Annotated in this window: 9 protein-coding genes and 1 riboswitch; of the genes, 6 read left to right on the plus strand and 3 right to left on the minus strand. The window is 37.1% G+C overall.

The window, feature by feature from the left end:
• The first annotated feature begins 35 nt into the window (after positions 1-35).
• The gene (gene moaA, locus HR057_RS01125; RefSeq protein ID WP_407926106.1) at positions 36-1061 is read left to right on the plus strand and encodes a GTP 3',8-cyclase MoaA; all 1026 of its coding nucleotides are present in this window, start codon (positions 36-38) and stop codon (positions 1059-1061) included.
• A 100-nt stretch (positions 1062-1161) separates the two neighbouring features.
• Here the strand turns inward: moaA and HR057_RS01130 are convergent, their stop codons facing one another.
• Together HR057_RS01130 and HR057_RS01135 are read right to left on the minus strand one after the other, a co-directional pair.
• Positions 1162-1950, minus strand: a complete 789-nt coding sequence (locus tag HR057_RS01130; protein ID WP_173729547.1) for a YqhG family protein — start codon at positions 1948-1950, stop codon at positions 1162-1164.
• Complete coding sequence (locus tag HR057_RS01135) at positions 1928-3613, minus strand: DEAD/DEAH box helicase (protein WP_173729548.1); 1686 nt, start codon at positions 3611-3613, stop codon at positions 1928-1930. Before HR057_RS01135 ends, HR057_RS01130 begins: the two co-directional genes overlap by 23 nt.
• 133 nt (positions 3614-3746) lie before the next feature.
• Positions 3747-3845, plus strand: a riboswitch (glycine riboswitch).
• Between the two features lie 222 nt (positions 3846-4067).
• Here HR057_RS01135 and gcvT point away from each other — a divergent pair.
• From gcvT to gcvPB, 3 genes are read left to right on the plus strand one after another with little or no spacing between them, the layout of a single operon-like run.
• On the plus strand, positions 4068-5171 hold the full coding sequence (gene gcvT / locus HR057_RS01140; protein ID WP_173729549.1) for a glycine cleavage system aminomethyltransferase GcvT: 1104 nt from the start codon (positions 4068-4070) through the stop codon (positions 5169-5171).
• A gap of 11 nt (positions 5172-5182) precedes the next feature.
• A complete protein-coding gene (gcvPA, locus tag HR057_RS01145) occupies positions 5183-6529 on the plus strand; it encodes an aminomethyl-transferring glycine dehydrogenase subunit GcvPA (protein WP_173729550.1) in 1347 nt (448 codons plus the stop codon).
• A complete protein-coding gene (gene gcvPB, locus HR057_RS01150) occupies positions 6522-7979 on the plus strand; it encodes an aminomethyl-transferring glycine dehydrogenase subunit GcvPB (protein ID WP_173729551.1) in 1458 nt (485 codons plus the stop codon). The genes gcvPA and gcvPB overlap by 8 nt, the downstream gene beginning before the upstream one ends.
• A gap of 30 nt (positions 7980-8009) precedes the next feature.
• Here the strand turns inward: gcvPB and HR057_RS01155 are convergent, their stop codons facing one another.
• Positions 8010-8381 (minus strand): rhodanese-like domain-containing protein, encoded by a 372-nt coding sequence (locus HR057_RS01155; protein ID WP_173729552.1) that lies wholly within the window; start codon positions 8379-8381, stop codon positions 8010-8012.
• A gap of 235 nt (positions 8382-8616) precedes the next feature.
• Between HR057_RS01155 and HR057_RS01160 the strand changes: the two genes are divergently transcribed.
• Together HR057_RS01160 and HR057_RS01165 are read left to right on the plus strand one after the other, a co-directional pair.
• Positions 8617-9453: a lipoate--protein ligase family protein gene (locus HR057_RS01160; protein ID WP_173729553.1), complete on the plus strand. Its 837-nt coding sequence runs from the start codon at positions 8617-8619 to the stop codon at positions 9451-9453.
• Between the two features lie 357 nt (positions 9454-9810).
• Positions 9811-12372 carry a vitamin B12-dependent ribonucleotide reductase gene (locus HR057_RS01165; protein ID WP_173729554.1) on the plus strand — a complete coding sequence of 854 codons (2562 nt, stop codon included), beginning with the start codon at positions 9811-9813 and terminating at the stop codon, positions 12370-12372.
• The last annotated feature ends 435 nt before the right edge of the window (positions 12373-12807 follow it).

Consider the following 12807-nt stretch of genomic DNA (forward strand, 5'->3'; position numbering starts at 1 on the left):
GTATGAGAGTATAGGGGTGATCATCATTGAAATTAATAGATTCAGAAAAAATATTTGATACATTGAAACGCCCGCTAAAAGATTTAAGAATTTCAGTTATAGATCGATGCAATTTTCGTTGCGTCTATTGTATGCCAAAAGAGTTATTCGGAGATGATTTTCCATTTCTCCCTCAATATGAAATGCTTACATTTGAAGAAATTGAACGCATTACCTCAATCTTTGTGTCGTTAGGCGTGGAAAAAATTCGCCTAACAGGTGGGGAACCACTTTTGCGCAAAGATTTGCCTCATCTTGTAGAGCGTTTAAATCATATAGATGGTGTAAAAGATATTGCTCTGACTACAAATGGAGTACATTTGTCAAAATATGCTCAACAGTTGAAAGATGCTGGACTACATCGAGTAAATGTAAGTTTAGATTCCCTAGATGATAAGCAATTTGGTAAAATTAATGGCCGAAATGTGAAGGTAAGCACAGTCTTGAAAGGAATTGAAGCTGCTGAAAAAGCAGGTCTTTTCATAAAAGTAAATATGGTTGTAAAAAAAGGGATGAATGAAGACCAAATCATTCCAATGGCTAAATTTTTTAAAGAGAAAAATATTACATTGAGATTTATTGAATTTATGGATGTCGGTAATTCAAATGGCTGGGATTTATCCCAAGTTATATCGAAAAAAGAAATTGTAGAAATGATTGATAAAGAAATGCCACTTCAGCCATTAGATCCTAATTATTTTGGAGAAGTGGCAAGCCGTTATCGCTATGTTGATTCGAAGACAGAAATCGGCATTATATCTTCTGTAACAGATTCCTTTTGCTCATCATGTACGAGGATTAGATTATCAGCGGATGGAAAAATTTATACTTGTTTATTTGCTGACAAAGGTTTTGATGTAAGAACGCTTTTGCGGGAAAAAGCGTCTGATCAAGAGTTGAAAGAATCTATCAAGAATGTATGGTTTAACCGTAAAGACCGATATTCTGATGAACGCTTGGAACAAACTATCAAAGGGAATAAGCGAAAAAACAAAATCGAAATGTCTTATATCGGTGGTTGAACAACAGTCTTACATTCCGCAAATCGGTTACTTTTGAAAATCAATGAATAATCGGTTTGCGGATATTTATTTTAATTTTAATGAAAAATTAATATCATTTTTATAGTACTTGATCTGTTAAATAAAATAACCCCCCATTAATAATTTCAATTTTAATTTTTGGTTTATATTGTGCTTCTAATGCTGCTTTCTCAGTGAAGTAACTCTCTCGTTTTTCTTCCAAATCTTCATAAAAATGATCTAATAATTGCAAATCTTTTTGCCACCGCTTATGTGCTTCCTCTGCCCATTGATGGTCATCATTTTCGATGATTTGCATAACCATTCTTTCAATCCTTTTTAAGCCGCTTTTTGGTTTGATAAGCGGAGAGAGAGTGAAACAATAGTCGGGTATTTTCGGTGTCAAATTTTTTTTCATGATCTTTTTATGGGCTTGATCTATCATGACCCCGTTGATTAGATTTAGACCGAGCGAAAACAATAAATCTTTTTTGCGGTCGCAAATATAGGAAGCTTTCAAATTTACAAGAAGCCATGGGTATAACGCTCTATTTACATTCGTTTCCACTTGTTCAAACATGCGAATGGAGGAAGCCATCTTTTTTGTTGAACGGAAAATTTGATGCAATCTTGGCGATCCGAAATGAATAGCTTCACCTTTTACACCATCTGGGACTTTCTTCCGATCGGTAATAAAGGTTAATTTCATTGGAGTTCCTTGGCCGCCTGTTTTTTCTATATAATGCCAATAAAATGGCCGATTCATTAATTCTTTGTCCAATTCTACTGTGAGTTGAACGACAAGGTGTCCAGGTGAATTTTCAATAATTTCACAGCCGTTACTAGAAAAATAGCGTTTCAAAAAGTTATGAATATCTTGCTGTTGCATACGACTCTCCCTCTCTTAACGTTTCGGTACCATAATTAATAACTGAAATTAGATTATCCATTTTTATGCGAATTTCACCGCTTGATTCTGAATGAAATAAAATATCTTCAATATGCCGTTCAATATCGCCAATTTCCAGCCTCGTTAAAATTTCATCAAGTTCGCCAATAACTCTTTCAAATAAATTAATTTTCTCATAAAGCAAATGTAAAATATGTTCTTCAACGGTTCCTTTAGTGGCAAAATTATAAATTAACACATCTCTCTCTTGACCTAAACGGTGGATCCTTCCAATACGCTGTTCAATTCTCATCGGGTTCCACGGCAAATCATAGTTGATAATCCGATTGCAAAATTGCAAGTTAATTCCTTCTCCTCCCGCTTCAGTGGCAATTAAAACTTGAACATTATTTTTAAATAAATCCCTCATCCAATCTTTTTTGCTTCTTTTAAAGCCTCCTCGATAAGGGACAGAGGTAATTCCATGTTGTTTTAGAAACCATTGCAAATAAAGTTGGGTTGCTCGATATTCGGTAAAAACGATGAATTTTTCATTCGTTCCTTGAATCAATTCCAAAACTTTTTCTGCCTTAGAATTTTTTTCTACCTTTCCAGCTAAATCCATTAAATGGTTGATGATTGAAACGACTTCCTCATTTGTTTCTTCTTTATCAAGCATATTTTTTAATGTTAAAAAAGCTGCTTCGCGGCTGGAACAAACTTCTTTTTGCAGCGTAATGAGTGAAAATTGGCTTTTGTTCAAATAAGGGTTTGCTTTTAAAGAACAGACAGCATCGTAAAAGTCTTTTTCTTGTTTCGAAAGTTCAATCGGAACGGTTTTAATAATTCGTTTCGTCCATTCCATTCCAGTATCTTGACGTCTATTTCTTATCATTACTTTGTTTATTAATTGTTTTAAGTAGTCATTATTTTCTACTTTACGGTCTTTTGCTGAGAACTCCTCAGAAAATTTTGATTCGGTGCCAAGGTAACCTGGTTTCAATAATGACACTAAATTAAAAATTTCTTCAACCTTGTTTTGTACTGGTGTTGCCGTTAATAAAAGGCAAAACTTTTTCTTTAAGTTTTGTACAAATTCATAGTTTTTAGTTTTATTGTTTTTTAATTTATGGGCTTCATCAATGATGATCATGTCATAATTTTGCTTGTAGATGATTTCCCGATGAGGATCTCTTTTTGCCGTATCAATGGATGAAACGACAACATCGCATTGTTCCCAGACATAGCTTTTTCTTTGAGCGACTGCAGGTATATAAAACTTTTCATTCAACTCTCGTTCCCATTGTGTTACAAGGGAAGCCGGAACGAGAATGAGCGCTTTTTTGACTAATCCTCGGATCATATATTCTTTTAATATGAGACCGGCCTCTATTGTTTTCCCTAAACCAACTTCATCAGCCAGGATCGCTTTTCCATTCATTTTCTCAACGACCGTTTGGGCAGCCTCCAATTGGTGTGGAAGCAAAGTTAAATTAGGCAAAAATTGGGGAGCAATCAACCCTTCAAACGTTGGGATGAGTAAATGTTCCTCAATTTCATAAGCTAATTTAAATAGTTCCCAATTTGCCCAAGGTCCGTCCGTTTCTATTTTTCTTAAAAAGTCTTCTTGCCAGGATTGATCAAATTCGATGTCTAATTGCATAGAACCGATCCTTTCTTTGTCTCTCATTTGATTATTTAAAAAAAAATTGCCGAACACTTCTAATTATTGTAGGATTATTATAGAAGATTTAAGTTAAAGTATTTCCAATTTGCCGAAAATTATATATGGGCGAATGATAACAAGGGGAGAGACCACAAGAAGTCAAAGTGGCGCCGAAGGAGCAAGCAGCATTGGCTGTGAATCTCTCAGGCAAAAAGACTCTTGTTTGACGCAACTCTGGAGAGCGCTTATTTGCCCATTGGGCGTATTATACATAAGCCACCCACGAGGAAGTAAACCGGTTTCATTGTAAGAAAAAAGATTGAAAGCGAAACAATGAAAAACTTGGTTGAAAACTTTCTGGTAACAGGACAGAGAAATGCACAACATAAATATGTGTATTTCTCTGTTTTTTTATTATATAAAAATAATAATTATGGCAAGGAGGCGTTTTATGTCTGCATTAAAACGGACACCGTTATATTCGTTGTATGAAAATTATGGTGCGAAAACGATCGACTTTGGCGGATGGGAATTGCCTGTACAATTTACTTCTATTAAAGAAGAACATGAGGCTGTTCGCACAAAAGCTGGGCTGTTCGATGTATCTCACATGGGTGAAATTGAAGTAAAGGGTAAAGACAGTTTGGCATTTTTACAAAAAATGATGACAAATGATATTTCCAAGTTAAAAGAAGGCGAAGTTTTATATACAGCTATGTGTTATGAAAACGGCGGAACGGTCGATGATTTATTAGTATATAAAAAAGCAAATGATGATTATTTGCTCGTTGTCAATGCAGCAAATACCGAAAAAGATTTTGAATGGTTAGAAAGCCATGTTTCTGGTGATGTCCAACTAAAAAATGCATCGGAGGAAATTGCTCAATTAGCCCTGCAAGGTCCGCTCGCTGAGGAAATTTTGCAGAAGCTTACAAATGAAGATTTATCAGAAATAAAATATTTCAAATTTAAAGAAAATATCGATTTGCAAGGCATAAAAGCGCTCGTTTCCCGCACAGGTTATACAGGTGAAGACGGTTTTGAGATTTATTGTTCTGAAAAAGATGCAAAAGAGTTATGGAAGCTCATCTTAGAGGCTGGCAAAGAGCTTGGCATTAAACCAATTGGACTAGGTGCACGAGATACATTGCGTTTTGAAGCGCGGCTTCCTCTATATGGTCAGGAGCTAGGCCCTGACATTTCACCACTTGAAGCGGGCATTGGTTTTGTAGTGAAACTAGATAAAGAAACTGATTTTATTGGAAAACAAGCTTTGCAAAAACAAAAAGAAGAGGGTCTAGCAAAAAAGATTGTCGGAATTGAGATGATTGAGCGCGGAATTCCTCGCCACGGCTATAAGGTTTATAACGGCGATGAAGAAATCGGCCATATCACTTCAGGGACACAATCACCGACGTTAAATAAAGCAATCGGTTTGGCACTTATTAAGAGCGATTTCGCGACACTAGGGACTGAAGTAAGCATTGAGGTAAGACCGAAAAAGTACGCGAAAGCGAAAGTTGTGGCAACACCGTTTTATAAACGTCAAAAATAAGGAGGATTCAAATGGATTATCGCTACCTGCCTATGACAGAAAAAGATAAAAATGAAATGTTAGAAGCCATTGGCGTTTCTTCAATTGATGAACTATTTTCAGATATTCCAGAAGAGGTTCGTTTTAAAGGGCATCTTCAATTAAAATCACCTTTATCGGAACCTGAATTAATGAAAGAATTTGCAAGACTAGCAAATAAAAATGCTGATTTAAAATCATATGTATCATTTTTAGGTGCTGGCGTTTACGACCATTATATTCCGACGATCGTTGACCATGTTATTTCAAGGTCGGAGTTTTACACTGCATATACACCATATCAGCCAGAAATTTCCCAAGGTGAACTGCAGGCTATATTTGAATTCCAAACGATGATTTGTGAGTTAACTGGCATGGAAGTAGCCAATTCATCAATGTATGATGGTGGTACCGCAATGGCTGAAGCTGCAGCGTTAAGCGCCGGACAAACGAATCGGAAAAAAGTGCTCGTATCCAAAGCTGTCCATCCAGAATACCGGACTGTTTTAAAAACATATGCACGAGGCCAGCATTTGGAAGTAATCGAAATTGATTTAGATAATGGTACAACAAATATCGAACAACTAAAAAATACGATGGCTGATGATGTTGCTTGTTTTGTCGTCCAATATCCAAACTTTTTTGGACAAATTGAACCATTAAAGGAAATTGAGGAAATTGTCCATTCAAAACAAGCGATGTTTGTTGTCACAAGCAACCCACTAGCACTCGGTGTTCTTACACCTCCAGGAGAATTTGGTGCAGATATTGTTGTTGGTGATGTGCAGCCATTTGGCATCCCGGCACAGTTTGGTGGACCGCATTGCGGCTATTTTGCTGTAACGAAAAAGCTTATGAGGAAAGTTCCAGGTCGTCTAGTAGGTCAAACGGTTGATGAGGATGGAAAACGTGGGTTTGTTCTCACATTACAAGCCCGTGAACAGCACATTCGCCGTGAAAAGGCAACTTCAAACATTTGTTCCAACCAAGCGTTAAATGCATTGGCATCTGCCGTTGCGATGACAGCTTTAGGAAAGAAAGGAATAAAAGAAATCGGATTACAAAATATAGCGAAAGCACAATATGCAAAAACGAAATTTCAAGAAGCAGGTTTTAGCTCTCCATTTACAGGTCCTTTCTTTAATGAATTTGTGATTTCCTGCCCGAAACCTGTTAATGATATCAACGAATATTTATTGCAAAAAGGAATCATCGGTGGTTATGACTTAGGCCGTGATTATGATGAACTTTCAAACCATATGCTCGTTTGTGTAACTGAACTAAGAACAAAGGCAGAAATTGATTTGTTTGTTAAGGAAATGGAGGGTTATTATGCATAGTCATGAACAGCCATTAATATTCGAGATTACAAAAGAAGGGCGCGTCGGCTATAGTCTTCCTGAGTTAGATGTTCCGGAAGTCGATGTGAATGCTGTTTTTCCAAATGAATATATTCGAAAAACAGAACCAGAATTCCCGGAAGTGTCAGAACTTGATATTATGCGCCATTACACGGCATTATCAAGAAGGAATCACGGAGTTGACTCTGGGTTTTATCCACTCGGATCTTGTACGATGAAATACAATCCGAAAGTAAATGAAGCGATCGTCCGTATGGCTGGCTTTAGTCATATTCATCCGTACCAAGATGAAAAAACAATTCAAGGTGCATTAGAGTTAATGTATGAATTACAAAATGACTTGGCTGAAATAACAGGTATGGATCAAGTCACATTGCAGCCTGCAGCAGGTGCACATGGTGAATGGACGGGACTAATGTTAATTCGGGCATATCACGAAGCTAGAGGAGACTTTAAACGCACAAAAGTAATCGTTCCAGATTCTGCCCACGGAACGAATCCTGCTTCCGCAACAGTTGCTGGTTTTGAATCTATTACAGTAAAATCCAATGAAGATGGATTAGTTGATTTGGAAGATTTAAGAAAGGTTGTCGGACCAGATACTGCTGCTTTAATGTTAACGAATCCGAACACATTAGGATTATTTGAAAGTCAAATTGTGGAAATTGCAAAAATCGTCCATGAAGCCGGAGGCAAGCTTTATTATGATGGTGCAAACTTAAATGCAATTTTAGGTAAAGCACGTCCAGGAGATATGGGCTTTGATGTTGTTCATTTAAATCTCCATAAGACGTTTACTGGTCCCCACGGAGGCGGCGGACCTGGATCTGGTCCAGTTGGTGTGAAAGCAGATTTAGTCCCATATTTGCCTGTACCTTTAGCTGCTAAAAATGAAAACGGCTATTATTTAGATTACGATAAACCACAAACGATCGGCCGCGTGAAGCCGTTCCATGGAAACTTTGGTATATATGTTCGCGCTTATGCTTATATTCGTACAATGGGACCGGAAGGATTGAAACTAGTTTCAGAATATGCTGTATTAAATGCAAACTATATGATGAGAAAATTAGCGCCTTATTATGATCTTCCTTATGACACTCATTGCAAGCATGAGTTTGTTTTATCAGGAAGACGCCAGAAAAAGCTCGGGGTACGAACGCTAGATATCGCCAAGCGTTTGCTTGACTTTGGTTATCACCCGCCAACCATTTATTTTCCGCTAATCGTTGAGGAATGTATGATGATAGAGCCGACAGAGACGGAATCAAAAGAAACGCTTGATGCCTTTATTGATGCGATGATTCAAATTGCTGAAGAAGTGGAAAAAAGCCCTGAAGTTGTTCAAGAAGCACCGCATAATACGGTTGTCAAGCGTCTCGATGAAACGCTTGCTGCAAGAAAACCGGTGTTGCGTTACGAAAAATAAATAGTAAAGGAGCTGAGATGTCAGCTCCTTTTATTTCTTTTTAATTTTGCCTGTCCATTGTTTAAAGCCGCCTTTTAGATGGCTAATATCTTTGCAGCCCATTCTTTTAAGGATGGCCGCAGCTCTTGCACTACGATAACCGCTTTGGCAATATAAGTAAACTGGCATGTCTTTTCTAATTTCTGCTTTTCTAGCATGAAGTTGGGTAAGCGGGATATTGCGGGCGCCTAATATATGGCCTGCTTCATACTCATTCGGTTCTCGGACATCGATAAGTTGAGCTTTTCTATAGCCCGCGATAAATTCTTCCTGTGTTAAAGTTTTTAAATATCGTTTTTGATAAAGGCGTGTCCCGATAAAGTAAACAGCAATAGCAACAATCGTAATAATAAATAATTCCATATCTCAAACTCCTCCCCTCTAAAGAACAGTCGTATCCTCATTCATTATATAAAGGTTTATCTTGATTAGCAAAATAAAAAATAATCAACTCTCATTTTGTTCTTTAGTTGCACAGGTAGAGGGGTGGAGAGTTTTCAAAAACAAGTCACAATTCCCTTGTTTAATTTATTTGAGATCAGTTCAACTTTTGGTAGACTATTGGAGTAACCTTCATTCAAAGGAGCAGATATAATAAATGCAAAAAGAAGTATGGTATTTTATCGATTCAGGAAATTGTTCACCAAGCTTTAATATGGCTTGTGATGAGGCGTTATTATTATGGCAAAGTGAAGGTACAATGAAGCCAACGATTAGATTTTATGGCTGGAGTCCGCCTACCCTTTCGATCGGCTATTTTCAAACAGTTGAAAAAGAAATTGATATCGACGCCGTAAGAGCGCACCAACTAGGGTTTGTACGTAGGCCAACTGGAGGCAGAGCGGTATTGCATGATAAAGAGTTAACCTACAGCGTCATCGTACCCGAAAGCCATCCGAAAATGCCGACATCTGTAACAGAGGCTTATCGAGTTATTTCAACCGGTCTATTAGAAGGATTTAAAGAACTAGGCCTTGATGCCTATTTTGCCATTCCTAAAAATGAGGTTGAACTAGATGAATTAAAAAAACCTCGCTCTTCTGTCTGTTTTGATGCACCGTCGTGGTATGAACTTGTCGTGGAAGGAAAGAAAGTTGCCGGGAGCGCACAAACGAGACAAAAAGGAGTAATATTGCAGCACGGATCAATCTTGCTAGATATCGATGAAGACATGCTCTTTAGTCTTTTTAAATTTAAAAATGAACGAATAAAAGTACGGATGATGGAAGCTTTTAAAAATAAAGCAGTTTCCATCAATAGACTTACTAATAAAAAAGTGACCATTGAAGATGCGAAACAAGCATTTAAAAAAGGATTTGAAAAAGGGCTTGAAATTGAGCTTGAACCATATATACTTAGTGAGGGGCAACTAAAAATAATAAAAGAAATTGAAGAGGAAAAATATTTGCGTGATGAGTGGAATTTTCGAAAATAATAAACAAAAATGTGGTACGGAAGCCACATTTTTTTGTTGTTTGTCAAAACCTTGATAAAATCTAGCAATTTATTTTGCAAGCAAGAAAATTTTTCATATTTCGTCATAAGTACCGAAAAAAACATTTTTATCGTGTTTTTTCTCTTCTTTTTAAGAAATTCCTAGTTTGACAAATTCGTCCTTTTCAGTTCCTTAAATCAATATATAGTATGTCTTTTGATAATATTAACACTATATATTGATTTAAAGGGGATAATATGGTACGGTTAGAATACTGAAAGACATCTAGAATTAATTGCTAGAATTGTATAAGAATATTGCAGTTGGTAATCAATAGATTTAAGGAGAGATGAAAAGATGGTGACGGCAGCCGCCGAACAAATGAAGGTGAATATTGAGAAATTAAATAAAGATATTGCGTTATTCCCTCAAGTACATCCAATTACCGAAGATATGAAGATTACACATAGAGGTGTATCTCGTCTCGTAATGTTGGATCGTTATTCTTTTAAAGATACTGAAAAAATTACGCTGTCAACTGGAGACTTTGTAGTTTTGACCATCAAGGAAGACCCAAAATTTCCAGCCCGCGGAGCAGGGTATATTCAAGAAATCGACTGGGAAAATAATACAGCGGTTGTATTAGTTGAGGAAGAATTTCGTGGTGTTTTTGAAGATGAAAAGGAAATAAAAACAGGTATTATTAAGCGTTCGCTTGATGTGATTGAAAAACCGCTTGAAATTTTCTATGAACAGATTGCTAAACGGGTTGCAACAGGTCTTGCTGCTGTCGAAGAAACAGAAGAAAAACAGAAAGAATGGTTTCAGAAGTTTTATGAAGAGTTGGCAAGTTTAAATTTTATTCCGGCAGGCCGCGTTTTATATGGGGCAGGTTCTGGTACGGCCGTTACCTTCTTTAACTGTTATGTAATGCCTTTTGTGAAAGATTCAAGAGGAGGCATTTCCGAACACCGTACACAAGTGATGGAAATTATGAGCCGCGGTGGTGGAGTTGGTACAAATGGTTCTACACTTCGTCCACGCAATACACTTGCCCGCGGGGTAAACGGAAAATCTTCAGGTTCTGTGTCTTGGCTAGATGATATTGCAAAGCTTACACATTTAGTTGAACAAGGCGGATCACGCCGTGGCGCACAAATGATCATGCTTGCCGTTTGGCACCCAGATATTGTTGAATTTATCATTTCGAAAATGCAAAATCCGAGAATTTTACGATTTTTAATTGAAAACACGGAAGATGAGCATATCAAGAAATTGGCGAAAGAAAAGCTGAAATTCACGCCATTAACTGAAACAGAAAGGGAAATGTATCAAGGAATCATCAACTACAAAAATATGCCAGGCTATGGCGGCTTTACAGAAAAGGTGATGCGTGAAGCTGAAGAAAAACTAAAAGTCGGTGGCCATTACAGCGTCCATAACCCGGAATTTTTAACAGGAGCAAATATTTCAGTTTGTTTAACAAAAGAATTTATGGAAGCTGTTGAAAATGATGATTACTTTGAATTAAAGTTCCCTGATGTAGAAAACTATAGCCCGGAAGAAATGAAAATTTATAATGAAGAATGGCATAAAGTAGGCGATGTACGCGAATGGGAAAAGCTTGGCCATAAAGTTCGCGTCTATCGGAAAATTCGTGCGAAAGAGCTTTGGAATTTAATTAATATTTGTGCGACATATTCAGCTGAACCTGGCATATTCTTCATTGATAATGCTAATGATATGACAAATGCGAGAGCTTACGGTCAAAAAGTAGTGGCAACAAACCCATGTGGAGAACAACCTCTTGCACCTTACAGCGTTTGTAACTTAGCTGCAGTAAATCTTGCTAAAATGGCAGATAAAGAAAACAAAACTGTTGATTATGAAAAGCTTAGAAAGACTGTCCGTGTTGGCGTCCGCATGCAAGATAATGTTATTGACGCAACTCCGTATTTCCTTGAGGAAAATAAAAAGCAAGCTTTGGGTGAACGCCGCATTGGCTTAGGTGTTATGGGCTTGCACGATTTATTGATCTATTGTGAAACAGAATACGGCTCTCCTGAAGGTAATGAACTAATTGATAAAATCTTTGAAACAATTGCGACTGAAGCATATCAAGCATCCATTGAGCTTGCAAAAGAAAAGGGCAGCTTCCCATTCTTAGTCGGCGAAACTGAAGAGGAAACAAGAAAGTTAAGAAAAGCATTTACAGAAACTGGTTACATGAAGAGGATGCCTGGGTATATACGGGAACAAATTTTGGAATATGGCATTAGAAATTCACATTTACTAACAGTTGCTCCAACTGGATCTACAGGAACAATGGTTGGTGTTTCTACAGGGCTTGAACCTTATTTTTCATTCTCTTATTACCGGAGCGGACGTTTAGGAAAATTCATCGAAGTAAAAGCAGATATTTTGCAAGAGTATTTAGACCAACATCCAGAAGTCGATCCAAACAACTTGCCAAAATGGTTTGTTACAGCGATGGATTTGAAACCAGAAGCTCATGCTGATGTACAATGTGTCATTCAACGGTGGGTAGACAGTTCCATCAGTAAAACTGTTAACGCACCTAAAGGTTATACGGTAGAACAAGTAGAAAAAGTATATGAACGGCTTTATAAAGGTGGAGCTAAAGGTGGAACAGTATATGTTGATGGCAGCCGTGATGCTCAAGTATTAACTCTTAAAGCGGAAGAAAACCGTTTAGATGAAGTTGAATTTGATAAAGTGCCACATGAACAGCCGCATGTCGTTCTTGTTGATACAATTAGCGATCTTCGTTCAACAGATGTAACGATTGGTTCTGAAGTTGGCAACACATGCCCTGTATGCCGGAAAGGAAAAGTAAAAGAAATTGGCGGCTGCAATACATGCACAAACTGTGGTGCTCAGTTGAAATGTGGTTTGTAAGTTAAATAAAAGTTTAGTAAAAGTAACCTCACTGGAATCTCGCCCGATGAGGTTACTTTTTTATAAGCATTTGTAGGAGAATTTTGAAATAGAAAGAGGATATCGGCAAGGAAGAAAATGAATAGAAATATTCCTTTTTTGCTTCTAAATGGGCTTCCAATCAAAAAACAATATAACAATGTATAATGAATTCACTTGACCTTAATCAAGAATGTTGACAATGTGATTTATGATACGATAGAGTGAAAGTATCAAAAAAATATGAGCGAAAGGATGAACGAGCTAACATGTACAACTAATCCTATTTAATCAACAATCAATTGAAAAAGAAAAGACAGACGAGACTAAATGGATCTGTTTTTTTGCTTTTTTCAATTGTTTTGTTCAGAAATAGGATTGGTTTGTAATGTTGGCTAAAATCTAAAGGGAGACGCA

This window comes from Calidifontibacillus erzurumensis, assembly GCF_013303125.1.
GTDB classification, from domain to species: domain Bacteria; phylum Bacillota; class Bacilli; order Bacillales; family Bacillaceae_J; genus Calidifontibacillus; species Calidifontibacillus erzurumensis.